This window comes from Ancylobacter sp. IITR112, from assembly GCF_041415945.1.
Lineage (GTDB): Bacteria > Pseudomonadota > Alphaproteobacteria > Rhizobiales > Xanthobacteraceae > Ancylobacter.
In genome coordinates this window covers 1,366,127-1,387,825 of sequence record NZ_JBGCUS010000001.1, presented here as the reverse complement: position 1 = coordinate 1,387,825, position 21,699 = coordinate 1,366,127, and the positions used below count along the sequence as shown (strand labels likewise).

The window sequence follows — 21,699 nt, the reverse complement described above, 5'->3', positions numbered from 1 at the left end:
CATGGGCGTACTGACCGATGTCGTGTTCGCGCCGGCCGTGGGGCCGCTCAAGGGCGTGCTCTGGCTCGCCCGCCTCATCGCCGACCAGGCCGAACGCACCCTCTATGACGAGAGCAATATCCGCGCCGCGCTGCTGGATCTCGAACAGCGGCTGGAAGCCGGCGCGATCGACGAGGACACCTATGAGGCGCAGGAAACCGTCCTGCTGCAGCGGCTCAAGATCGCCCGGGAACGCATGCGCAGCGGGCTCTAGCGACCCAGCCGTCCGCGTGGGGCGCCGCTCCGCCGGGCGCGGCGATCCACGGCACAGGCGACACAAGCGGTTTGGCCGCGGAGCAGGAGACGAGGCATGGCGACGACATTGGAACTGATCCGCAAGGTGAAGACGCAGGTTCAGGAACTGACGGGCTTTTCCGCCGACAGCGTCTCCGAATTCAATGCCACCGACGGAGGCTGGGAGATGACGGTCAACCTGCTGGAACTGAAGCGCATCCCCTCCTCCACCGACCTGCTGGCTGCCTACCGCATCACGCTCGATCCGGACGGCAATGTGACCAGCTATCACCGTATGCGCCGCTATCTGCGCGACCAGGTGATGGAGGACGCGCCGTGAGCCGCTGCGGCGCCGGCCGGAGTGCACCGGAATGAACGAACAGCGCATGGAGCATTCCCTCCAGGCCGTCGGACTGGCGGATATTCTCGAGCGCGTGCTGGACAAGGGCATCGTGATCGCGGGCGACATCACCATTTCGCTGGTCGAGGTGGAACTGCTCAACATCCGCCTGCGGCTGGTGGTCGCCTCCGTCGACCGGGCGATGTCGATGGGCATCAACTGGTGGCAGAGCGACCCGCATCTCAATTCCCAGGCGCGCCAGCTTGCGGAGGAGAACCGGCTGCTGCGCGAGCGGCTGGACCGGCTTGAAGCCAGCGTCCTGCCGCCGGGCGAGGAAGCGGTCGCGGCGCCGGGAGACCATCATGGCCGATGACCCTGCCGCCGCCAGTTTTCGCGTCTGCGAGGCCCCGACCCGCGATGTCGGCCGGGGACTGGTCCGTCTCGATCCCGAAGACATGGCACGGCTGGGCGTGGAGACGGGCGACGTGGTGTCCATCATCGGCCGCCGCACCACCGTCGCCCGGGTGATGCCGGCCCATGCCGGCATGCGGCGCCAGAACCTGGTGCAGATGGACGGGCTCGCCCGCGTCAATGCCGGCGCGAGCCTCGACGAGCAGGTCACGCTGCACCCGGCCCTTGTGGCGCCGGCGCGCGCCGTCAGCCTGACGCAGGTTGGCAGCGGCGCCCGCGCGCCGGATACGCGCACCTTGCGGCGCCTGCTCGACGGCATTCCCATGCTGGCCGGCGACCGGGTCCGCGCCTCGCTGATCGGAGCCCAGACCCGCGAATTCACCGTCGAAAGCTCCGATCCGCCGGGCCCGGTGATGATCGGCCCGGACACCCAGCTTCGCTGCCTCGTCAGCGGCAGCGAAGGCAACGCGGTCACCTATGAGGATGTCGGCGGGCTCTCCAACGAGGTGCGCCGCATCCGCGAGATGATCGAACTGCCGCTGAAGCACCCGGAAGTGTTCCAGCATCTCGGCATCGACCCGCCCAAGGGGGTGCTGCTGTGCGGCCCGCCCGGCACCGGCAAGACGCTGATCGCCCGCGCCGTGGCGCGCGAGGCCAATGTCCATTTCATCCATGTCAACGGCCCCGAGATCATCGACAAGATGTACGGAGCCAGCGAGGCGCAGCTACGCCGCCTGTTCGACGAGGCGGAGAAGAACGCCCCGTCGATCATCTTCGTCGACGAGCTCGACGCCATCGCTCCCAAGCGCGAGGAGATGAGCGGCGACCGCCAGGTCGAGCGCCGCGTCGTCGCCCAGCTTCTGGGACTGATGGACGGGCTGCAGTCGCGCGGCCAGGTCATCGTCATCGCCGCCACCAATATTCCCAACGCCATCGACCCCGCCCTGCGCCGGCCGGGCCGGTTCGACCGCGAGATCCTGGTCGGTGTGCCGGATGAGGGCGGGCGCCGCGAGATACTGGAGATCCACACGCGCGGCATGCCGCTGGCCGGGGATGTCGACCTCGCCCGTCTCGCCTTCCGCACGCCGGGCTTCGTCGGTGCCGACCTCGCGGCGCTGTGCCGGGAAGCGGCGATGAGCGCCCTGCGCCGGCTGATCCCCGACATAAATTTCGCCGATGGCCGCGTCCCGGACGAAAAGCTCGCCGCGCTGGTGGTCACGGCGGAGGATTTCATCGCCGCCCAGGCCGGCACCCAGCCGAGCGCGCTGCGCGAGATCGTCACCCAGCCCTCGCACAAGCGATGGTCGGATGTGGGCGGGCTCGACGCCATCAAGCAATTGCTGGTCGAGGCAGTGCAATGGCCGACCCGCCATGGCGCGCTCTACGCCGCGGCCGGCATCCAGCCGCCCAAGGGCATCCTGTTCTATGGCGCTCCCGGCACCGGCAAGACGCTGCTCGCCAAGGCGCTGGCCGGCGAGAGCGGCGCCAATTTCATCGCGGTGAAGGGCCCGCAGCTCCTGTCCATGTGGGCCGGCGAATCCGAGCGCGGCGTGCGCGAGGTGTTCCGCAAGGCGCGCCAGACCGCGCCCTGCATCATCTTCTTTGACGAGATCGACACGCTCACCCCCAATCGCGGCGGCACTGGCGGCGCCCTCACCGACCGCGTGGTGGCGCAGTTGCTGACCGAAATCGACGGTGTCGAAGAGCTGCGCGGCGTCACCGTGCTCGCCGCCACCAACCGGCTCGACCAGATCGACGCCGCGCTGCTGCGGCCCGGGCGCTTCGACTTTCTGGTCGAGTTCCACGCGCCGGACCATACCAGCCGCCGGGCCATCCTCGACGTTCACGCCGGGCGCATGCCGCTCGCGCCGGATGTCGACCTCGACGCGCTCGCGGGAGCGACCGAGGGCATGGTGGGCGCCGAGATCGAGGCGCTGTGCCGGCAGGCCGGCGTCGCCGCCATCCGCGCGCTGGTGACGACAGGTTCGGGCTCCGCCCCCGAGCCCGCCAGCCTCGCGGTGACGGCGGAGCATTTCACCGGCGCGCTATTGGCCATGAAGCGGGAGCCCGCGGCATGAACGGTCTTCTCGTTTTCGCCGTCGTGCCGGCCCACCGGCTCGACCCGGCCCTGCTCGACGAGGGCGAAGGGCTGCCGCCGGGGCTGCGCGCCATCGCCGCCGGCGCGCTCGCCGCCGTGGTCGGTGCGGCACCGGAAGGCGGGCTGAAAGGGCGGGAGCGCAGCGCGCTGCTGCCGTGGCTGCTGGCGAGCCAGAAGGTGATGGAGCGGCTGCTGGCGCGGGCGCCGGTGCTTCCGGTCGCCCTGGGCACGGTGATCGAGGATGAAAGCCGCGTGCGCCATCTGCTGGAAGCGGGCGGCGCCGTGCTGGCAGGGGGCCTGCAGGAGGTGGGCGACAGCATCGAGATGAGCCTGTCCGTCACCTGGCAGCTCGACACGGTGGTGGCGCGGCTGCTTCCCGGCGTCTCCGCCGAGCTGGTGCGCGCGGCGGCGGAGGGGGGTGAGAGCGAGCGCAAGGCGCTGGGCGCCCTCCTCGCCGGGCTCGTCGCGGCCGAACGGAGCCGGCTGCGGAGCCGGGTGATCGACCGGCTGCGCCGGGCGACACGGGATATCACGGTGCGCGAACCGGCCGATCCCGCTGGCGTGGTCGAAATGGCGCTGCTGGTCGATCGGGCGGCGGAGGCGGAACTGGGCGCGGCGCTGGAGTCGCTCGACGCCGACGGCGCCGGCGCCCTCACCTTCCGCCTCGTCGGCCCCCTGCCGCCCTACAGCTTCGCCTCGGTGCAGGTTGATCTCGCCCCGAGAGCGCGTGTCGCCGAGGCGCGCACGATGCTCGGCGTGCCGGCTGGCGCGGACGCCGCGACGGTACGCGCGGCCTATCGCCGGGCCGCGCGCGAGACACATCCCGATCTGGTGCCCATGGGGGGTGCGGGACGCGACGATGCCGAGCCGGGGGGCGGATCGGACACGGAAGCGACGCGCTTCATCGCGCTGTCCGAGGCGTTGCGTGTGCTGGAGAGCGAAGGCGCGCCGGTGTCGCTGCGCCGGCAGGAGACGCTCCCGCTCGACTGACGGGCCGTCGCCCGACGGCAGCGGCCGGGCGAGCAGAAAGAGAGCCGTCGCAAGCGGCCGCAGCAGGCGCGGAGTGACGACGAAGGGCCTTGCGAAGGCGCGAAGGGGGCAAGCATGCTCTATGTCTATGCCATCACGGCCGACCACACGGCGGAGGCCGAACGCTTTCTGCCGCCGGAAGGCATCCTGCCCGGCATATCGGTCGCGCAACTCCCGGCGGCGGCGCTCGGCGAACCCGCGTTGGCGGATTGCAGCCTGGCGGTGCTGGCGAGCGCGGTGCCGGAGAACGTCTTCGGCCAGGAGCCGCTGCGCGCGCATCTTGCCGATGCCACCTGGAGCCGCGCCTGCGTGCTCGCCCATCAGCACGTCGTATCGGCGCTGCTGCCGGTGGCGACCGTGCTGCCGCTGAAATTCTGCACCCTGTTCGCGTCGCCCGTGTCCGTGGCCAAGGCGCTGCTGGCGCGGCGGGAGGAGCTGGAGGCAAGCGTCGCCCGGCTGCGCGGCGCCCGGGAATGGGGGGTGAAGCTGTTCCTCGACCCTGCCCCGCGCACCGCCCGCACCGCCGAACCGATCGGGGCAGGTGCGGGTCTGGCGTTCTTCCGCCGCAAGAAGGAGGAACAGGAAGCCCGCGCCGCCGCCGAGGCCGCGCTCGACCACTGCGTCAGCCTCAGCCATCAACGTCTCGCCGCCGGGGCACGGGCGGCGGTCGCAAATCCGCTGCAGCCGCCGGAGCTGCACGGGCAGGCCGCGACGATGGCGCTCAACGGCGCCTACCTCGTCGCGACGGAGGACGACGCGGCATGGCGGGCCAGTCTGGCGGAACTGGAGCGGGCGCATGCCCATCTGGGCGCCCGCTACGTGCTGACCGGCCCCTGGGCGCCCTATCATTTCACTGGAGGCGGGCTTGTCTGAACTTCCCCCCATGCCGTCGCGCCATTCCGGCGAGATCGCCGTCGCCGATCTGCTCGATCGCGCCCTGCACAAGGGGCTGGTGATCTGGGGCGAGGCGACGATCTCGGTGGCCGGCATCGATCTGGTCTATCTCGGCCTCAAGCTGCTTCTCACCTCGACCGATACGGTCAATCGGATGCGCGAGGCGGCCCTTTCTCCGCCGGACGCGCGGGACCTTAACGCCGATTAGGGCAACGCCCATGCTGTACCTCTACGCCATCCTCGAATCTCCGCCGCCGAAGATACCGCTTCCGCCGGGCATTGGCGGGGCGGCACCGTTCTTTGAGGAAACCAACGGCCTCGCCTGCGCCGCGAGCGAAGCGGCGGATGCGACGGTGGCGCCGGAGCCCTCGCAGATATGGCGTCATCAGGAGGTGGTGGCCGCGCTGTCGGACGGGCGGCCGGTGCTTCCGCTGCGCTTCGGGACGGTGGTGGAGGACAGCGCCGCCTGCCTGCGCCTGCTGGCGCGCTATCACACCGAGTTGCGGGCCCAGATCGACCGGGTGCGGCACTGCGTCGAATTTGCGCTGCGCGTGGCCGGTCTGGCCGAAGGGGACGATCCCAGCCCGGTGCCCGCCGCCGGAGCGCCCGGGCTCGGTCCCGGCGCCTCGCATCTGCGCACGCTGGTCCGGCGCGAGCGTGGCTGGCCACCGTCCAGCGCCGCCTTCCCGCATGACGCCCTGGCCGCCCATGCCCGCTCCCGGCTGCTGTGGGCGCGCTCGCCCTCGCAGCCGGACCTGCGCGCTTCCTTCCTCGTCCCGCGCGGCAGCGCCTCGGCCTTTCTCGATGATGTCACCGCGCTGCAGCGCCTGCGGCCGGATCTCGGCATCACCGTCACCGGCCCGTGGCCGCCCTATTCCTTTTCCGATCCCGATCTGTCCGGAGGCCCCGAATGACCGCGCCCCTGTCCGCCGAAGCCCTGGAGAAGGCGCTGCGCGGCCGGATCGACATCGACCCGGAGAAAGTCGAGCAGGGCCTCGTCAAGCTGGTGCTGATGCTGGTGGAGACGCTGCGCCAGGTTATCGAGCGGCAGGCGATCCGTCGGGTGGAGGGTGGCACGTTGTCCGAGGACGAAACCGAGCGCCTCGGGCTCGCCTTGCTGCGGCTGGAAGAAAAGATGGCCGAGTTGCGCCAGCATTTCGGCCTTGAGGATGCCGACCTCGACCTGAAACTGCAGCTTCCGCTCAGCGAGCTTTAGGCTGCCCGCCAACAGTGCCGCCGACAGTGCCGTCGAACCGGCCGGCGGTGGCAGCGCCGTGCCGCCTGACGCTCATGCCGAGGCTGCCGGCAGAGCCCTACGCATGAGGGCGAGGCGCCTCTTGCACGCCCGCGCCCCATAGGGTACCCCCCTATCCTATGTCGCACCTATCCACACCCAATCCCGCCCTGCTCGCCCGCGTCCAGCGCATTGCCGGGCAGGTGGCCGCCATCGAGCGCAGCCTTGCCGGCGGCGCCGATTGCGCCGACCTGCTTCATCTCGTGGCGGCCACCAAAGGGGCGATCAGCGGCCTGATGGAGAAGATCGTCGAGGAGCATCTCCATGCCCATGTCGCCGATCCGGATCTCACCCCCGCCGCCCGGGCCGAGGGCGCGCGCGACCTGATGGACGCCATCCGCCGCTACACCCGCTAGGTGCCGCCATGAACCCGCCGCCGGACATTTCGACCTTCACCCATCCCCATGATTTCCTAAGCGCCGGCCATGACGAGAATTCGCGGCGCACCCGCCTCGTCGTGCTGCTGACGGCGGTGATGATGGTCGGAGAGATCGCCGCCGGGTTCACCACCGGCTCCATGGCCCTGCTGGCCGACGGGTTTCACATGGCGACCCATGCCGGCGCGCTCGGCATCGCCGCCCTCGCCTATGGCTATGCGCGCCGGCATGCGGCGGATGCCCGCTACAGTTTCGGCACCGGCAAGGTCGGCGACCTCGCCGGATTCGCCTCGGCGGCGATCCTCGCCATCGTCGCCGCCGTTATGGCGTTCGAATCGCTGCTGCGGCTTTACCAGCCGGAGGAGGTGGCGTTCGGCGAGGCCACGCTGGTGGCGGTGCTGGGGCTGATCGTCAATCTGGTCAGCGCCTTCCTGCTCGGCGGCGGCCACGCTCACGCACACGGTCACTCTCATGGCCATGCGCACGACCACGATCACCCGCATCATCACGCGGTCGGCGGCGGCGACAATAATCTGCGCGGCGCCTATCTGCATGTGCTGGCCGACGCGCTGACTTCGGTACTGGCCATCATCGCCCTGATCGCCGGCGGCAGCCTGGGCTGGGTGTGGCTCGATCCCGCCATGGGCGTCATCGGCGGGCTGGTGATCGCCCGCTGGGCGTGGAACCTGATGCGCGACACCGCCTCGGTGCTACTCGACGAGACCGATGCCGGCCTCGCCGCCGAGGTGACGCAGGCGGTCGAAGGTCCGGGCGATGCCCGCATCTGCGATCTGCATGTCTGGCGTGTCGGCCCGCAGGCGCATGCCGCCATCGTCAGCGTGATCGCCCCGCCGGGCGTATCCGGCGAAGCCATCCGCGCGCGGCTGGCGCCGGTGCATGAGCTGCAGCATGTGACGGTGGAGTGCCGCCCGCCGGCCTGAGCCGGTCGGCCACAGCGTCGCGACGGCCTGGCGGACTAACGTTCTGGAAACCATAAACGCGTTAATCCGACCGCATCGGCGGTGGAAAGCCGCGCTGCAGCGCCGCTGCCGTCGAACCGCCTTGTTGCCCCGCTAGCCGAGCTGCCATGAACCTGTTGCGCACCGTCTTTCTGCTCGGTTTCGCCCTCCTTCTCGCCGGCTGCGCGAGCATGGACGGCGACGATCGCGGCTCGATTCCCATTCCGCAGAAGCTGATGCAGGAGATGGCGGCCAAGGGCATGACGCCCGACGACCCGATCATGGTGCGCATCTACAAGCAGGAGAGCGAGCTGGAGGTGTGGAAGCGCACCCGCTCCGGCCGCTACGCGCTGCTCAAGACCTATCCGCTGTGCCGCTGGTCGGGCAAGCTCGGGCCGAAGACTCGCGAGGGCGACCGGCAGGCGCCGGAAGGCTTCTACACCGTCACGCGCGGCCAGTTGAATCCGCGCTCGCAATATTACCTCTCCTTCAATCTCGGCTACCCCAACGCGCTGGAACAGGCGCTCGGCTACAGTGGTAGCGCGCTGATGGTGCACGGCGCCTGCACCTCCGCCGGCTGCTACGCCATGACCAATGACGGCGTCGGCGAGGTCTATGCGCTGGCGCGCGACGCGCTCGCCGCCGGCCAGCCGGGCTTCCAGGTGCAGTCCCTGCCCTTCCGCATGACGCCAGCCAATCTTGCCCGGCACCGCGGCAATCCGAACATGCCTTATTGGCGCAATCTGAAGGAAGGCACGGACCTGTTCGCCGTCACCCGCGTGCCGCCGAATGTCGCGGCCTGTGGCGGGCGCTACCGTTTCACCCCGGGCAATGAGCCGGCGCCGGTGGTGGCGAATCCGCTCGCCCCCTGCCCGCCGCTGGCGCCCGATGCGGCTCTGATCGCTGCCGCCAGCAAGCAGGCGCAGGACGAGCAGGCCGTCGCCGCGCTCGCCGCCACCCGCCCGCCGGCCGAAGCGTCCTATGTCGATGGCGGCATGCATGCGAGCTTCCGCGACATTCTGCGCCGCTCGGGCCCGCAGAAGCTGGCGGCGATGACCTCGGGCGGCAAGGTCCCGGTCAGCGAGCCCACCGCCGCCCTCGCCGATCCCTATCCCGGCTCCGCGCCGGAGGTGGAAGAGGGCGACAGCGCCAACTGAGCGCCGCCGTCTTCCCCCTGCCGCCGCTTTGCGGCAGATAGGCGTCTCATCCATTTGCATGAGGCGACATGGCGACCCGAATGACCCCGAACGAGATGCTGGCCACCGCCCGCCATCTCAAGCGCCTGCCCTTCACCGAGGCGGAACTCGCGCTCATCCGCTCCGGCACGCCGGCCGTGGCGCCGAAGCTGTCGGCGAAATACGAGCCTGCCGAGGGTCTGTACTATCTCGCCGCGCCCTCGCTCCATATGGAGTTCGTGGTGGTGAAGGAGGTACGGCTGCGCCTGCCCTTCCTCACCCTGCCGCGCTACGTGATCCTTATGGGGTTCGAGCATGGAGAGACATGGGAAATCGGGCCGACGGTGAAGCGCCTGCGCGCCGTGCCCTACATCTTCCAGCGCATGGCGGCGACCGATAGCTGGCTCGACAGCGAATACGGCCGCAAGAAATAGCGCTCAGCCGATCCGTGGTCGCGGCGGCTGCCCGTCCACCAGCAGAAGGTCGCTCTCGTCCTTCAGCGTCACGCCGGTGAGGCGCCGCGCCAGCGCCTCCTTGAGCAGCCAGGCCAGCTTGAAGGCGGCGTGTTCGTGCGAGAGCCCCTCGCCGCGCACATTGGAAATGCAGTTGCGTTCGGCATCCGAGCGGCCGGCGCGCGGGGCGAAGGTGAGGTAGAGGCCGAGACTGTCCGGCGAGGACAGGCCCGGCCGCTCGCCGATCAGCACCACGCAGGCGCTGGCGTTGAGCGCCTCGCCGACCTCGTCGCCGAGCGCCACCCGCGCCTGGCTGGCGACGCAGACCGGCGCGAGGCTCCATCCCGCCTCCGCGATCCGCGCTTTGAACGCCGCGAGGAACGGCACCGCCTGCGCGTGAATGGCGGTAGAAGACAGGCCGTCCGCCACCACGAGGGCGAGGTCGACCGGCGCGCCCGCCCGCGCCGCCAGCCGCGCCCGGCTCTCATCCGACAGCCGCCGGCCGAGATCGGGGCGGCGCAGATAGGCGTCGCGCGCCGGGGCGGCGGAGGTCACTTCCACCGTCTCGAAGCCAAGCCCCGCGATTTCCCTCGCCATGCGTGCGGCCTCGAAGGGAAGATGCACCGCATCGCGCGCCTGCGCATGGGCCAGCGCGAAGCGCAGCACCTCGCGGGTCGGCAGGCCGGTGCCCGCGCGCCCGAGGGCAATGCGCGCCGGGGTGACGCCGGCAAGCCGCCGCCAGCCATCCTCGATCACCGTCTCCTCGATCACCGTCTCCTCGATCGGCATATCGGCCGGCGCGGCCGCGTCCCGGGCCTCGCTCATGCCGCGAGATCCTTGGCGGCGGCGAGCAGCGGGTGCGGGCCGTGCTGCCGGCGCAGCCTTCCGTTCGGCTCGGTGATGCCCATGCGCTGCAGCCACGCCTCGAATTCCGGCGCCCGCTTCAGCCCCAGCACCTCGCGCAGATAGAGCTGGTCGTGAAACGAAGTGGACTGGTAGTTCAGCATCACGTCGTCCGAGCCGGGAATACCCATGATATAGGTGACGCCCGCCGCGCCGAGCAGCGTCATCAGCGTGTCCATGTCGTCCTGGTCGGCCTCGGCATGGTTGGTGTAGCAGACATCGCAGCCGAGCGGCACGCCCATCAGCTTGCCGCAGAAATGATCCTCCAGCCCGGCGCGGATGATCTGCTTGCCGTCATAGAGATATTCCGGCCCGATGAAGCCGACCACCGTGTTCACCAGAAGCGGCTTGAACGGCCGGCACACCGCATAGGCGCGCGCTTCCAGCGTCTGCTGGTCGACGCCGTGATGGGCGTTGGCGGACAGCGCCGAGCCCTGCCCGGTCTCGAAATACATCACATTGTCGCCGAGCGTGCCGCGATTGAGCGACAGCGCCGCCTCGCGCCCCTCCGCCAGCGTGGCGAGGTCGATGCCGAAGGAGGCGTTGGCCTTCTGCGTGCCCGCCACCGACTGGAACACCAGATCGACCGGCACGCCGCGATTGATCACCTCGGTGGAGGTGGTGACATGGGTGAGCACGCAGGCCTGCGTGGGTATCTCGAAGCGCTGGATGATGCCGTCGATCAACTTCAGCAGTTCGCTCAGCACAGGCACGCTGTCGGAGGCCGGATTGATGCCGATCACCGCATCGCCGCAGCCATAGAGCAGCCCGTCGAGGATGGAGGCGGTGACGCCCGCCGGGTCGTCGGTCGGATGGTTGGGCTGCAGCCGCACCGCCATGGTGCCGGGCAGGCCGATCGTGTTGCGGAACCGCGTCACCACCCGGCACTTCTTGGCAACCGCGATCAGGTCCTGGTTGCGCATCAGCTTGGACACTGCCGCCGCCATTTCCGGCGTCACCGCCGGCGCCAGCGCGGCCAAAACCTCGCTGGTGGCGCCATCCGACAGCAGGAAATCGCGGAACGCGCCCACCGTCATATGCGCGATCGGGCGGAACGCGGCGGCATCATGGGTGTCGATGATGAGGCGGGTAACCTCGTCCTCCTCATAAGGCACCAGCACCTCGGTGAGGAAGGTGGCGAGCGGCACATCGGCGAGGCACATGCGCGCGGCGACATTCTCCTCCGCCGTGGCGGCGGCGATGCCGGCCAGCATGTCGCCGGAGCGCGGCGGCGTCGCCTTCGCCATCAAGTCCTTCAGATCCGCGAAGGCGTAGCTGTGCGATCCGGCAGTGGTGCGATAGGCCATGGGCAGAATCCCTGCGGCGCCCTGCTCAACGCGGCGCCATGGTGAAAATGTACCCGCTCGCCACCGGGCGGCAAGGGCCACCTCGCCCGCTCCCTCCCCGGCCTGGCATGCCAGGCTGGACGCGGCCCGCGCCGGTCGTTACCACGCGCCGGAAATTCTCGGAGGAAACGCCATGGCAACCTTCATTCTCATCCACGGCTCCTGGCATTGGGGCGGCTGCTTCCAGAAGGTGGCGAACCTGCTCGGCGCCGCCGGCCATGCGGTGATCGCACCCGATCTCGCCAGCCACGGCTTCGACCCCACCCCCACCGCCGCCGTCACCGATCTATCGGTCTATGCCGCCCCGGTGCGGGCGGCGCTGGAAGCGATCGAGGGCAAGGCGATCCTCGTCGGCCATTCCGTCGGCGGCGCCACCTGCACCTGGCTCGGCGAAGAGATGCCGGAGCGCATCGAGGCGCTGGTCTATCTCACCGGCTTCATGGCGCCCAACGGCAAGAGCGCGCGCGACTTCGTGATGACGCCGACCTATCTCAAGGACCCGGCGATCGTGGAGACGCAGGGCATGCTGCGGCTGGGCAAGGACGGGCTCGGCCTCGACCTGTCGCGACGCGACCTCATCGCCCGTTCGCTCTATTCGGACTGCAGCGCGCATGACATCGACCGCGCGCTGCCCAATCTCGTGCGCCTCACCCCGCACGCCCCCTTCGCGACGGTCTCGACCATCACCCCGCATCGGTTCGGCCGCCTGCGCCGCCATTACATCGAGTGCCTGCAGGATCGCGGCCTGCCCCTCGCCGTGCAGCGGGAGATGCAGGCGGCGGTGCCGGGGGCGAAGGTGCATGCGCTCGACACCGGCCATTCGCCCTTCTTCAGCGCGCCGGAGGCGGTGGCGGAGCTGCTATTGAACATCCGCTGAGCCCGCCGGGCCACACCCGGCCCGCATCCGGCGGGGAAAGGCGCGTGCCCCCTTTCCCCCCGGCGCCGGCAGCCGCTAGCCTGAGCGGACTTCCAGAAGCCACAAGGCTCACAAGAGGCACGAATGTCCGATCAGGAAAAGCTCGCCGCGCTGCGGGCGAAATATGCCGGCGTTGGCGGCGGCGTCGTCTATGACGAAACCTTCAAGCGCGTCGCCGAACTGCAGTTCAAGGATGGCGAGAAGCGCGTCTGGCCCTGGGCCGGCGCCGCCACCCTGCTCGACGCGCCCTACCGCCCGGACGCGCAGGAGCACGCCGATTTCGCAGGTCTCGACATGGCGCTGATCGGCGTGCCGATGGATCTCGGCGTCACCAACCGCGCCGGCGCCCGCCTCGGCCCGCGCGCGGTCCGCGCCATCGAGCGGGTCGGGCCTTATGAGCATGTGCTGAACATGGTTCCCGCCGCCGAGGTGAAGGTGGCGGACATTGGCGACGTGCCGTTCCGCTCGCGCTTCAGCCTCGATTCCTGCCATGAGGATATTGAGGCCTTCTACAGGAAGATCGTCGCCGCCGGGGTGATTCCGCTCTCGGTCGGGGGCGATCATTCGATCACCGGCTCGATCCTGCGCGCCTTGGGTGAGAAGCGCCCGGTCGGCATGCTGCACATCGACGCCCATTGCGACACGTCCGGCACCTATGAGGGCGCCAAGTTCCATCATGGCGGCCCGTTCCGCAACGCGGTGCTCGACGGCGTTCTGGACCCCCAACGCACCATCCAGATCGGCATTCGCGGCGGCGCCGAATTCCTGTGGGAGTTCTCTTATGAAAGCGGGATGACGGTCATCCACGCCGAGGAGGTCACCGGCATGGGCGTGCCCGCCATCATTGCCAAGGCGAAAGCGGTGCTGGGCGACGGGCCGGTCTATGTCTCCTTCGATGTCGACAGCCTCGACCCCGCCTTCGCCCCCGGCACCGGCACGCCGGAGATCGGCGGCCTCACCTCGCGCGAGGTGCTGGAACTGCTGCGCGGCCTCAACGGGCTCGACGTGATCGGCGGCGACGTGGTGGAGATCGCCCCGCAATATGACGCCACCTCCAACACCGCCCATGCGGCGGCGCAGGTGCTGTTCGAAATCTTCTGCATGTCGGTGACGGCGCACAAGGCGCGCAAGGGGGCGTAATGCGTCTGGCTCTGCTGCAGACCGCGGGCGATCCCTTCAACGCGCCCGCCGCCAATCTCGCCCGGCTCGACGCCGCCGCCGCGCAGGCCGCGGCGGGCGGGGCGGACCTCCTTCTGGCGCCGGAGATGTTCCTCACCGGCTACAATATCGGCCACGAGGCGGCGCAGGCGACGGCCGAACCGGCCGACGGCCCCAGCGCCCGGCGCGCCGCGGCCATCGCCCGCGCCCATAATATCGGCCTGTGCTACGGCTATCCCGAGCGCGGGGCGGACGGCGCGGTCTATAATTCCTGCCTGCTGCTGGACAAGGATGGCGGCACGCTGCTCAATTTCCGCAAGACACATCTGTTCGGCGATCTCGACCGGGCGATGTTCGCGCCCGGCGAGGGCACGGCGGAACTGGTGCGCTTCGCCGGCTACAGTATCGGCATGCTGATCTGCTACGACGTGGAATTCCCCGAAGCGGTGCGGGCTCTCGCCCTGGCCGGCGCCGACCTCGTTCTGGTGCCGACCGCCAATATGAAGCCCTATGACGCCGTCTCGCTCTATGTCGTGCCGGCCCGCGCCTTCGAGAATGAGCTCTTCATCGCCTATGCCAATCGCTGCGGCGTCGAGGGCGAACTCGACTATATGGGCCTGAGCTGCGTTGGTGATCCCATGGGCGGCAATCTGGTTTTGGCGGGCGATGGCGAGGAACTCGTCTTCGCCGATCTCGATCCGGCGCGGCTCAACGAGGCCCGCCGTCTCAGCACCCATCTCGGCGACCGGCGGCCGGAAGTCTACGGGCGGTCGAGCCGTTAGGCGCATCCCGGCCGACGGCGAAACGGTCGCGCCGGGATCGCTCTCCCTTCACACAACAATCCCGGAGCGGCCCAGGGGCCGTCCGGGATGACGTTCGTTCTTGCCTGTCAGCGTCAGTGCGCCGGTTGCTCACGGCCGACCGCGACCGGCGCCGCTTCCGCCTCCACCGCGCTGCGGGCGATCAGCCGGGCCCGTAGAGGCTTCAGCACGAACAGGGCCAGCAGCGCGGCCGTGGCGTTGAGCCCGACCGCGATGGCGAACACCGCGTACCAGCCATAGATCGAGGCCACCACACTGGCGAGCGGCACCAGCAACGCCGCCGTGCCCTTGGCGGTGTAGAGCATGCCGGCATTGGTCGCGGCGAATTTCGAGCCGAACGTGTCGCCGCAGGTCGCGGGAAACAGCGAGTAGATCTCGCCGAACACGCCGAAGAAGCAGGCCGTGGCGACCACGAACACCACCGGGTTAGACCCGTGGAACACCATCACCAGCAGCATCGCCGCCGCCGTGCCGAAGGCGATGAACATGGTGTTCTCGCGGCCGATGCGGTCGGAGACATAGCCGAAGATCGGGCGGCCGAAGCCGTCGAAGATGCGGTCGAGCGAGATGGCGAGCGTCAGCGCGGCGGCCGAGATACCGAAGATGCTCACCGGCGTATCGGCGACGCCGAGGTCATGCGCGATGGGGCCGATCTGCGCCGCCGCCATCAGGCCGCCGGAGGCCACCATGACGAACATGAGGTAGAGCAGCCAGAACACCGGCTTGCCGAGCGTCTGCGACGGCGGATAGTCGACCTTGCTCTGCGGAATGCGCAGCGCCTTCTTCGGCGGCGCGATCTTGAACGCCGGGGGGTAGAGGAACTGGGCCGCGATCAGCACGACCAGCCCCTGCCCGAGACCGAACCAGAAGAACGCCGTCTGGTAGCCATGCGCGGCGATGGTATTGGCGATCGGCACCACGGTGAGCGCGGCGCCGGCGCCAAAGCCGGCCGCCGTCGCCCCGGCGGCGAGGCCGCGCCGATAGGGGAACCATTTCAGCGCATTGCCGACGCAGGTGCCATAGACCGAGCCCGCGCCGATGCCGCCGCACACGGCGCCGACATAGAGCATGGTGAGCGAGCCGGCATAGGAATTGATCACCCAGGCCAGCGCGATCATCACCGCGCCAAAGCTCAGCACCACGCGCGGGCCGTAGCGGTCGACGAACCAGGCCTCGACCGGCACCAGCCAGGTTTCGGTCAGCACGAACAGCGTGAACGCGGTCTGGATCGCCGCTCGGCCCCAGCCATGCGCCTGGTCGATCGGATCGACGAACAGGGTCCAGCCATATTGAAGATTGGCGATCATCGCCATGCAGAGAATGCCGCAGCCGAGCTGGAACCAGGGCTCCCACGGCCGAACCGCCGTCGTCTTGCTGTCCATTGACGTTTCCTCAACCTGATGAATGCCGCGCAGCTCTTCGCGGCTGCTTCGTGCCTGCCGGTTCGGTCGGCCGCGCCGCCCTCGCCGCCTTCCGGCGCAAGAGCCGCTGCGTCATCCCCAAGATAAACGCGCGCGATCGACTGTTACCGAACGTAATCTCTTGACGCACGGTCACTAACATCGGCGTCAGCGCACGCTGTCATGAGATTGATATGATAGATATCATTCTCACAACTGGATTCAACATGAAATATACCAAGGTATATTGACGTAACGCCAAGGAGTGAAACAGTGACAACACGATCAATAACACGCAAATAAAGATGGAATACGCGAAACGTCGCGCCGGCTCAGCCAGGATGACGACCGAAGAGCCACGCCGTCGCCCGGGCATAACCGCCTCTCTGCCGTAACGTCTTCGTGCTGTAAGGCCGGCTTTCTTCAGCCGATCCGCTGGCGCCGGGCCGTGGGGCGCGCCTTCCGCCAGGACTTCGCGGCCGACGCCGCAGAGGAAGGCCGCGCCGCCGCCCGTCCCGGCGGAGGCGTGCTCCGGCGGAGGCGTGAACCTGCGGCGCGGAACCGGAGGGCGGGCTGCCGCGTTCCGTTACCGCCCCGCCTGTCGGTCCCTTGCCGGCAGGGCGGGACCAACGGGGAAAATCATGAACCGAACTGTGCTGATCGTCGCCGTCATCGTGCTCGCCTGCGTGGCCGGCTTCTTCGCCTATCGCGCCTATGAGCGCGACCAGAACTCGCTGCAGATCGAAGTCGGGCCGCAGGGCGTGAAGGTCGACCCGCCGGGCTGAGCCGCCCGCCCACGGGGCGCATGGCACCTCTGCCGGCGCCCCGCCGCTTTTCACCGGCCGATGCTCCCGATCATTTCCCCGTTTCGCGGAAACAGCGAAATGATCCAATTGTCCGTTTGTCACGTTTTCTTCACGCGAACCGGTCCACTTCGCCCGAAAACGCTCTACAAGCGCCTCCGACATCCCCCCAGCCGCGCCGGTCCCGGCGCTTCACGCTGCCGTTCGGAGTGCCGTCATGTCGTCCACCCTTGCCGCCGGGCCCGCCGGCGCGGTCGCCAATCCCCGCTCGCGCGTCATTCTCGCCAGCCTGATCGGTACCACCATCGAGTTCTATGATTTCTACGTTTACGCCACGGCGGCGGTGCTGGTGTTTCCGCACCTGTTTTTCCCGGCCGGCAACGAGACGACGGCGCTGCTTGCCTCCTTCGCCATTTTCGGCGCCGCCATGGTGGCGCGCCCGCTCGGGGCGATCTTCTTCGGCCATCTCGGCGACAGGCGCGGGCGCAAGGTGACGCTGGTCGGCGCCCTGCTCACCATGGGCGTCGCCACCTTCCTCATCGGCCTGCTGCCCACCTTCCACCAGGCCGGCTGGTTCGCCCCGGCGCTGCTGGTGGTGATGCGCCTCGCCCAGGGCTTCGCCATTGGCGGGGAATGGAGCGGCGCCGCGCTGGTGGCAACGGAGAACGCGCCGCCCGGCAAGCGTGCGGTCTATGGCACCTTCCCCCAGCTCGGCGCGCCGCTCGGCTTCATCCTCGCCAACGGGCTGTTCCTCATCATCGCCGCGCTGATGCCCTCGGAGGACCCGACGCGCCCGTCCGACGCCTTCCTCGACTGGGGCTGGCGCATCCCCTTCCTGTTCTCCATCGTCATGGTGGCGGTCGGGCTGTGGGTGCGGCTGCACCTCGTGGAAAGCACTGCCTTCACCAAGACGGTAAGCGCCGGCAAGGTGCACAAGCTGCCGCTCGCCTCAGTGTTCCGCACGCATTTCCGCCAATTGGTGCTCGGCACCTTCTACATGCTGGCGACCTATGTGCTGTTTTACCTGATGACCACTTTCTCGCTGAGCTATGGCCGCGCCGGCACCGGCGCGTCCCTGCCCGGCCTCGGTTATGACTACACCACCTTCGTGCTGATGATGATCATCGGCGTGGTGTTCTTCGGCGTCTTCACCATGGTGTCGGGCCCGTGGGCGGAGCGCTGGGGCCGCCGCCGCACGCTCATCGGGGTGACGCTGGCCATCATGGTGTTCGGCCTTCTCTGGGTGCCGATGCTCGCCGGCGGCACGTTCGGGGTGATGGCGTGGCTCATCCTCGGCTTCAGCCTGATGGGCATGACCTTCGGCCCGATGGGGGCGCTCCTGCCGGAGCTGTTCCCGGCCAATATGCGCTACACCGGCTCGGGCATCGCCTACAACGTCTCCTCCATCCTCGGCGCGGCAGTCGCGCCCTTTATCGCCGTCACGCTATGGGCGTGGGGCGGCGGCAGCCCGTTCTGGGTCGGCGTCTATCTCACCGCGATGGCGAGCCTGACCTTGCTGGCGCTGCTGCTCGGTAAAGAGACGCGCGATATCGACATCGAGGCGTAGACCCACGCCTCGACCGGGCTTGCTCCGCAGCGCTCCACATGCAAATGATACATTGTATCAGTTTGTATGTGGAGCCTAGCCATGTCCGACACCCGCCTTCCGGTCACGGTCCTTTCCGGCTTTCTCGGCGCCGGCAAGACCACCCTGCTCAATCATGTGCTGGCGAATCGCGAGGGGATGCGCGTCGCGGTGATCGTCAACGACATGTCGGAGGTGAACATCGACGCCGAGCTGGTGCGGGCGGGCGACGCCAATCTCTCGCACACGCAGGAAAAGCTGGTCGAAATGACCAATGGCTGCATCTGCTGCACCCTGCGCGACGATCTCCTCGCCGAGGTGAAGCGCCTCGCCGACGAAGGCCGGTTCGATTATCTCCTCATCGAATCGACCGGCATCGCCGAGCCGCTCCCCGTCGCCGCCACCTTCGAGTTCCGCGACGAGGATGGCTTCTCACTCTCGGATGTCGCCCGGCTCGACACCATGGTGACGGTGGTGGACGCGGCGAACCTCCTGAGGGATTTCGGCTCGCGCGACTTCCTGCGCGACCGGGGCGAGGTCGCCGGCGACGAGGACAGCCGCACGCTGGTCGACCTGCTCACCGACCAGATCGAATTTGCCGATGTGATCGTGCTCAACAAGGTGTCCGATGTCGCGCCCGCCCGCCGCAAGGAGGTTCGCGCCGTGGTCAAGGCGCTGAATCCGGACGCGCTGATCATCGAAACCGATCAGGCGAATGTGCCGCTGAAGCACATCCTCGGCACCGGCCGCTTCGATTTCGAGCGGGCGCATGAGCACCCGACCTGGTTCAAGGAGCTGAACGGCTTCAAGGACCATGTGCCGGAAACCGAGGAATACGGCATCTCCAGCTTCGTCTACCGCGCCCGCCGGCCGTTCCACCCCGAGAAATTCAACGCCTTCCTCGCCCGCACCTGGCCGGGGCTGGTGCGCGCCAAGGGCCTGTTCTGGCTGGCGACCCGCCCGCGCCGCGTCGGCGAGATGTCGCTTGCCGGCGCCATCTGCCGCACCGGCTCCATCGGCCAATGGTGGGCGGCGATCCCGACCGAGCACTGGCCGACACAGCCCGACTGGCGCTCCTGGCTGCGCCAGCACTGGACGCCCGGCTATGGCGACCGGCGGCAGGAACTCGTGTTCATCGGCGTCAATCTGGATGAGGCCGCCATCCGCGCGGCGCTGGACGACTGCCTCGTCGGCCCGCTGCGGCCGACCCTGTTCGATCCCGAACCGCTCAAGCATCTGCCGGACCCCTTCCCGGCCTGGGAGCGCGTGCCGGCCTGACCCGGCCGACTCACTGCGGCCCCGCCAGCAGCCCTTGCATCGAGCGGGCGATGGCGGCGGGGCTTTAACAAATGCCGTCTTGGTTGTTCCAAATCTCAGATCAATCATGCGCGGCGCGCGCGCCGCGTTGCACCTAAAGCAACCCGGAATGCCGCCGGTCGAGGATCGAAGGGCGTTTCCCGGCGCCGTGCAACTCAAGCGTGGTGCGGATGGAATGCGCGCCCGCCTTGCGGACCGGTCAGCCATCGTTGGCGTCCGCGGAACCGCAAGGGTATCGGCAGCCACATTCCTATTCACCCAAGAAACAACCTAACTCTGTTGAACACGATTCCCCGATAAGGACTCTCCAATTTTAATAATTATATTTATATCTACTTTTTCATCAAATTTTCGAGCAAACATATAATCATCCGACAGCCCCATAAGAAAATCATAATCCTCAATTTTAAATGTCTTAGGCGAATTTCCTATCCCATTCCTCCAGTCGATAAATCTCAGATTTCTATTTTCATTATCAACCACTATGTTTTTCTCTGACTGTATCCTTTTTATTTCTGTCTGCAAAAATACCTCATCACAAGCCAACGTTAGCCAGTACTTATTAAAAATATAACTCCGCGCTCTCACCAGCATTTTCGCGGTGGCATCAGTTATAGAAAAAAGCGCAGATCCAAGATAATGAAAATCATCGCTTCTCTTAAGTCGAAAAAACTTCTGCAATTTAGCGAACGCATGATTCGCGTATCTAAGAAACCTGCTTCTTCTATAATTTTTAAGTGCGGTAAATATATGAAAGTAATTCGCCTTATAATCAGCAAAATTTCGCGCGTGATCTTTTATTTCCACAAACTCCACGCCACAATTATTCTGAAAAAATGCGTGGATTGCATCTTGATTCTTTATTGGAAGATCAGCCCCTTGCAAAAAATGATAGTATTCGTAGTCCCCCTTCATGATCGCTGCATCTAGGAGATTCAATGTCACTTTTATTTGACTATGATGCCCCCACCTAACTGAAATGCGCTCGATAAAATATAAATTCGAAAAAATTGGAATAGATAAAAATTCCGAACCATCAAAATTATCTGAATCCGCGTCTATATGTATAAATATGTCATTACGAGGGTCATCAATTATCTTGATTGCCGCCCTTACACATGAATAGTTATCATGCGCAGCAATAAGATAAGCATGCCTCTTCATGCCTCCTTCCTCCAGAACGTCAGCCATTAAACAAATTAAGCTTATCTATTGAGCTGTTCATATGTCTCCTGTTGTGCATAAAGCAGTTTAATTCAAGCAAACTATTTATATCCGTTCGATTCACGACGGACAAATTGTAAAGAGCAAATCCAGCAGACTCGTAAACATCAAGAGACTCCCTGTAGTCTGGCATATTCTTATACAATGGAAATACAGACAGCTCACTTTGGAGACCAAATATCCTACTCATACACCCAGCAGCGCCCTTAAAAACCTCAACATCGAAGCCTTGTGTATCCATTTTCAAAAAAATTCGCGATCCGTCATTTATTTTTCCTATTTTATTAATGATTTCATCAAGCCTTACAATTTCAACACTTTCAGTTTCATACTTAACTTTATTCACCACCGGCTCCAACAAGGAGCTCATGACGGTCAGCTTTGGAATATTAATTGATCTTGTTTCGTTTAAACTGCCGAGCGCGACGTTATAACCGATCCAGTTGGAGTCATTCTTAAATGCCGCCTCTAAATTACTAAATTCTCGAGCTAACGGCTCAAATGATACTATAAGCCCTTTGTAACCGATCGCCCGCAATTCTTTAGCATATTGTCCCTGGTTGGCACCGACATCGAGTACGCAGTTAATTTTAAGATCAAAAATAAGATCTCTTAAATAAATTAGCTCAACCGTTCTGGAGATCATGCTTTGTGGTAGTCTTAAACCCTTAGAAATGGACCTAAGGGTGAGATATTTTGTAATTTTCCTGATCATAATAGGCACACTTGTCCTTCTGAGCGACCCGATTTGCCTCAATCACCCGAGCATAATCCTGATGCATTCAAACGCAGCATGAAACTATGAGTTGATGTTCGAGGTGGCCCGTTACTCAAACTCGCCAGGCAACATTGCATTCGCACGCCGACGATACCCCGCTGTCGTTCTCGTTTCCAGCTGTCGCCGGCACGGAAGTCAAAGCTGCC

At 66.2% G+C, this 21,699-nt stretch carries 24 protein-coding genes; 19 read left to right on the top strand and 5 right to left on the bottom strand.

What is annotated here, in order from left to right; all coding sequences use genetic code 11:
- Position 1 precedes the first annotated feature (1 nt).
- From AAC979_RS06410 to AAC979_RS06350, 13 genes are all read left to right on the top strand, one after another.
- Positions 2-253: a gas vesicle protein GvpG gene (locus AAC979_RS06410; protein WP_371345989.1), complete on the top strand. Its 252-nt coding sequence runs from the start codon at positions 2-4 to the stop codon at positions 251-253.
- A 96-nt stretch (positions 254-349) separates the two neighbouring features.
- Positions 350-613, top strand: a complete 264-nt coding sequence (locus AAC979_RS06405; protein WP_371345988.1) for a gas vesicle protein — start codon at positions 350-352, stop codon at positions 611-613.
- Positions 614-644: 31 nt separating this feature from the next.
- Positions 645-986: a gas vesicle protein gene (locus AAC979_RS06400; RefSeq protein ID WP_371345987.1), complete on the top strand. Its 342-nt coding sequence runs from the start codon at positions 645-647 to the stop codon at positions 984-986.
- A complete protein-coding gene (locus tag AAC979_RS06395) occupies positions 976-3,102 on the top strand; it encodes a CDC48 family AAA ATPase (RefSeq protein ID WP_371345986.1) in 2,127 nt (708 codons plus the stop codon). Before AAC979_RS06400 ends, AAC979_RS06395 begins: the two co-directional genes overlap by 11 nt.
- A complete protein-coding gene (locus AAC979_RS06390; RefSeq protein ID WP_371345985.1) occupies positions 3,099-4,112 on the top strand; it encodes a GvpL/GvpF family gas vesicle protein in 1,014 nt (337 codons plus the stop codon). The genes AAC979_RS06395 and AAC979_RS06390 overlap by 4 nt, the downstream gene beginning before the upstream one ends.
- A gap of 114 nt (positions 4,113-4,226) precedes the next feature.
- The gene (locus AAC979_RS06385) at positions 4,227-5,024 is read left to right on the top strand and encodes a GvpL/GvpF family gas vesicle protein (RefSeq protein ID WP_371345984.1); all 798 of its coding nucleotides are present in this window, start codon (positions 4,227-4,229) and stop codon (positions 5,022-5,024) included.
- Positions 5,017-5,253 carry a gas vesicle protein gene (locus AAC979_RS06380; protein ID WP_371345983.1) on the top strand — a complete coding sequence of 79 codons (237 nt, stop codon included), beginning with the start codon at positions 5,017-5,019 and terminating at the stop codon, positions 5,251-5,253. Before AAC979_RS06385 ends, AAC979_RS06380 begins: the two co-directional genes overlap by 8 nt.
- A gap of 10 nt (positions 5,254-5,263) precedes the next feature.
- Positions 5,264-5,959, top strand: coding sequence for a GvpL/GvpF family gas vesicle protein (locus AAC979_RS06375; protein ID WP_371345982.1), 696 nt, complete (start codon positions 5,264-5,266; stop codon positions 5,957-5,959).
- A complete protein-coding gene (locus tag AAC979_RS06370) occupies positions 5,956-6,261 on the top strand; it encodes a gas vesicle protein K (RefSeq protein ID WP_371345981.1) in 306 nt (101 codons plus the stop codon). Before AAC979_RS06375 ends, AAC979_RS06370 begins: the two co-directional genes overlap by 4 nt.
- Before the next feature lie 158 nt (positions 6,262-6,419).
- Positions 6,420-6,695 (top strand): metal/formaldehyde-sensitive transcriptional repressor, encoded by a 276-nt coding sequence (locus AAC979_RS06365; RefSeq protein ID WP_371345980.1) that lies wholly within the window; start codon positions 6,420-6,422, stop codon positions 6,693-6,695.
- 8 nt (positions 6,696-6,703) lie between these two features.
- Positions 6,704-7,657, top strand: coding sequence for a CDF family Co(II)/Ni(II) efflux transporter DmeF (gene dmeF / locus AAC979_RS06360; protein WP_371345979.1), 954 nt, complete (start codon positions 6,704-6,706; stop codon positions 7,655-7,657).
- Positions 7,658-7,803: 146 nt separating this feature from the next.
- Entirely contained in the window at positions 7,804-8,832 is a 1,029-nt protein-coding gene (locus AAC979_RS06355; protein WP_371345978.1) for a L,D-transpeptidase family protein, read from the top strand.
- A gap of 68 nt (positions 8,833-8,900) precedes the next feature.
- Entirely contained in the window at positions 8,901-9,284 is a 384-nt protein-coding gene (locus AAC979_RS06350) for a hypothetical protein (RefSeq protein ID WP_371345977.1), read from the top strand.
- 3 nt (positions 9,285-9,287) lie between these two features.
- Here the strand turns inward: AAC979_RS06350 and eutC are convergent, their stop codons facing one another.
- On the bottom strand, positions 9,288-10,091 hold the full coding sequence (eutC, locus tag AAC979_RS06345; protein WP_371349010.1) for an ethanolamine ammonia-lyase subunit EutC: 804 nt from the start codon (positions 10,089-10,091) through the stop codon (positions 9,288-9,290).
- A 32-nt stretch (positions 10,092-10,123) separates the two neighbouring features.
- Positions 10,124-11,512 (bottom strand): ethanolamine ammonia-lyase subunit EutB, encoded by a 1,389-nt coding sequence (locus AAC979_RS06340; RefSeq protein ID WP_371345976.1) that lies wholly within the window; start codon positions 11,510-11,512, stop codon positions 10,124-10,126.
- A 172-nt stretch (positions 11,513-11,684) separates the two neighbouring features.
- Here AAC979_RS06340 and AAC979_RS06335 point away from each other — a divergent pair, with 172 nt between their 5' ends.
- The 3 genes from AAC979_RS06335 to AAC979_RS06325 all read left to right on the top strand — a co-directional run bounded on the left by AAC979_RS06335 (position 11,685) and on the right by AAC979_RS06325 (position 14,407).
- Positions 11,685-12,428 carry an alpha/beta fold hydrolase gene (locus AAC979_RS06335; RefSeq protein WP_371345975.1) on the top strand — a complete coding sequence of 248 codons (744 nt, stop codon included), beginning with the start codon at positions 11,685-11,687 and terminating at the stop codon, positions 12,426-12,428.
- 123 nt (positions 12,429-12,551) lie between these two features.
- Positions 12,552-13,607, top strand: coding sequence for an agmatinase (gene speB, locus AAC979_RS06330; RefSeq protein WP_371345974.1), 1,056 nt, complete (start codon positions 12,552-12,554; stop codon positions 13,605-13,607).
- On the top strand, positions 13,607-14,407 hold the full coding sequence (locus tag AAC979_RS06325) for a carbon-nitrogen hydrolase family protein (protein WP_371345973.1): 801 nt from the start codon (positions 13,607-13,609) through the stop codon (positions 14,405-14,407). The genes speB and AAC979_RS06325 overlap by 1 nt, the downstream gene beginning before the upstream one ends.
- Positions 14,408-14,520: 113 nt before the next feature.
- On the opposite strand, the gene oxlT is transcribed toward AAC979_RS06325, so the two are convergent.
- Positions 14,521-15,828 carry an oxalate/formate MFS antiporter gene (gene oxlT / locus AAC979_RS06320; protein WP_371345972.1) on the bottom strand — a complete coding sequence of 436 codons (1,308 nt, stop codon included), beginning with the start codon at positions 15,826-15,828 and terminating at the stop codon, positions 14,521-14,523.
- Between the two features lie 659 nt (positions 15,829-16,487).
- On the opposite strand from oxlT, the gene AAC979_RS06315 reads away from it, so the two are divergent.
- The 3 genes from AAC979_RS06315 to zigA all read left to right on the top strand — a co-directional run bounded on the left by AAC979_RS06315 (position 16,488) and on the right by zigA (position 19,512).
- Entirely contained in the window at positions 16,488-16,631 is a 144-nt protein-coding gene (locus AAC979_RS06315) for a hypothetical protein (RefSeq protein ID WP_371345971.1), read from the top strand.
- 235 nt (positions 16,632-16,866) lie between these two features.
- Complete coding sequence (locus tag AAC979_RS06310) at positions 16,867-18,216, top strand: MFS transporter (RefSeq protein WP_371345970.1); 1,350 nt, start codon at positions 16,867-16,869, stop codon at positions 18,214-18,216.
- 81 nt (positions 18,217-18,297) lie between these two features.
- On the top strand, positions 18,298-19,512 hold the full coding sequence (zigA, locus tag AAC979_RS06305) for a zinc metallochaperone GTPase ZigA (RefSeq protein WP_371345969.1): 1,215 nt from the start codon (positions 18,298-18,300) through the stop codon (positions 19,510-19,512).
- Between the two features lie 309 nt (positions 19,513-19,821).
- On the opposite strand, the gene AAC979_RS06300 is transcribed toward zigA, so the two are convergent.
- Both AAC979_RS06300 and AAC979_RS06295 read right to left on the bottom strand, forming a co-directional pair.
- The gene (locus AAC979_RS06300; RefSeq protein ID WP_371345968.1) at positions 19,822-20,742 is read right to left on the bottom strand and encodes a beta-1,6-N-acetylglucosaminyltransferase; all 921 of its coding nucleotides are present in this window, start codon (positions 20,740-20,742) and stop codon (positions 19,822-19,824) included.
- Positions 20,735-21,421 carry an FkbM family methyltransferase gene (locus AAC979_RS06295; RefSeq protein WP_371345967.1) on the bottom strand — a complete coding sequence of 229 codons (687 nt, stop codon included), beginning with the start codon at positions 21,419-21,421 and terminating at the stop codon, positions 20,735-20,737. Before AAC979_RS06295 ends, AAC979_RS06300 begins: the two co-directional genes overlap by 8 nt.
- Positions 21,422-21,699: the final 278 nt, after the last annotated feature.

Coding starts and splice junctions, on each gene's coding strand:
- AAC979_RS06400 (WP_371345987.1), top strand. CDS start 645: ATGAACGAACAGCGCATGGAGCATTCCCTCCAGGCCGTCGGACTGGCG.
- AAC979_RS06295 (WP_371345967.1), bottom strand. CDS start 21,421: ATGATCTCCAGAACGGTTGAGCTAATTTATTTAAGAGATCTTATTTTT.
- AAC979_RS06370 (WP_371345981.1), top strand. CDS start 5,956: ATGACCGCGCCCCTGTCCGCCGAAGCCCTGGAGAAGGCGCTGCGCGGC.
- dmeF (WP_371345979.1), top strand. CDS start 6,704: ATGAACCCGCCGCCGGACATTTCGACCTTCACCCATCCCCATGATTTC.
- AAC979_RS06325 (WP_371345973.1), top strand. CDS start 13,607: ATGCGTCTGGCTCTGCTGCAGACCGCGGGCGATCCCTTCAACGCGCCC.
- AAC979_RS06355 (WP_371345978.1), top strand. CDS start 7,804: ATGAACCTGTTGCGCACCGTCTTTCTGCTCGGTTTCGCCCTCCTTCTC.
- AAC979_RS06390 (WP_371345985.1), top strand. CDS start 3,099: ATGAACGGTCTTCTCGTTTTCGCCGTCGTGCCGGCCCACCGGCTCGAC.
- AAC979_RS06335 (WP_371345975.1), top strand. CDS start 11,685: ATGGCAACCTTCATTCTCATCCACGGCTCCTGGCATTGGGGCGGCTGC.
- AAC979_RS06410 (WP_371345989.1), top strand. CDS start 2: ATGGGCGTACTGACCGATGTCGTGTTCGCGCCGGCCGTGGGGCCGCTC.
- AAC979_RS06385 (WP_371345984.1), top strand. CDS start 4,227: ATGCTCTATGTCTATGCCATCACGGCCGACCACACGGCGGAGGCCGAA.
- AAC979_RS06300 (WP_371345968.1), bottom strand. CDS start 20,742: ATGGCTGACGTTCTGGAGGAAGGAGGCATGAAGAGGCATGCTTATCTT.
- AAC979_RS06405 (WP_371345988.1), top strand. CDS start 350: ATGGCGACGACATTGGAACTGATCCGCAAGGTGAAGACGCAGGTTCAG.
- AAC979_RS06395 (WP_371345986.1), top strand. CDS start 976: ATGGCCGATGACCCTGCCGCCGCCAGTTTTCGCGTCTGCGAGGCCCCG.
- AAC979_RS06340 (WP_371345976.1), bottom strand. CDS start 11,512: ATGGCCTATCGCACCACTGCCGGATCGCACAGCTACGCCTTCGCGGAT.
- AAC979_RS06350 (WP_371345977.1), top strand. CDS start 8,901: ATGGCGACCCGAATGACCCCGAACGAGATGCTGGCCACCGCCCGCCAT.
- AAC979_RS06365 (WP_371345980.1), top strand. CDS start 6,420: ATGTCGCACCTATCCACACCCAATCCCGCCCTGCTCGCCCGCGTCCAG.
- AAC979_RS06310 (WP_371345970.1), top strand. CDS start 16,867: ATGTCGTCCACCCTTGCCGCCGGGCCCGCCGGCGCGGTCGCCAATCCC.
- eutC (WP_371349010.1), bottom strand. CDS start 10,091: ATGCCGATCGAGGAGACGGTGATCGAGGAGACGGTGATCGAGGATGGC.
- speB (WP_371345974.1), top strand. CDS start 12,552: ATGTCCGATCAGGAAAAGCTCGCCGCGCTGCGGGCGAAATATGCCGGC.
- AAC979_RS06375 (WP_371345982.1), top strand. CDS start 5,264: ATGCTGTACCTCTACGCCATCCTCGAATCTCCGCCGCCGAAGATACCG.
- AAC979_RS06315 (WP_371345971.1), top strand. CDS start 16,488: ATGAACCGAACTGTGCTGATCGTCGCCGTCATCGTGCTCGCCTGCGTG.
- zigA (WP_371345969.1), top strand. CDS start 18,298: ATGTCCGACACCCGCCTTCCGGTCACGGTCCTTTCCGGCTTTCTCGGC.
- oxlT (WP_371345972.1), bottom strand. CDS start 15,828: ATGGACAGCAAGACGACGGCGGTTCGGCCGTGGGAGCCCTGGTTCCAG.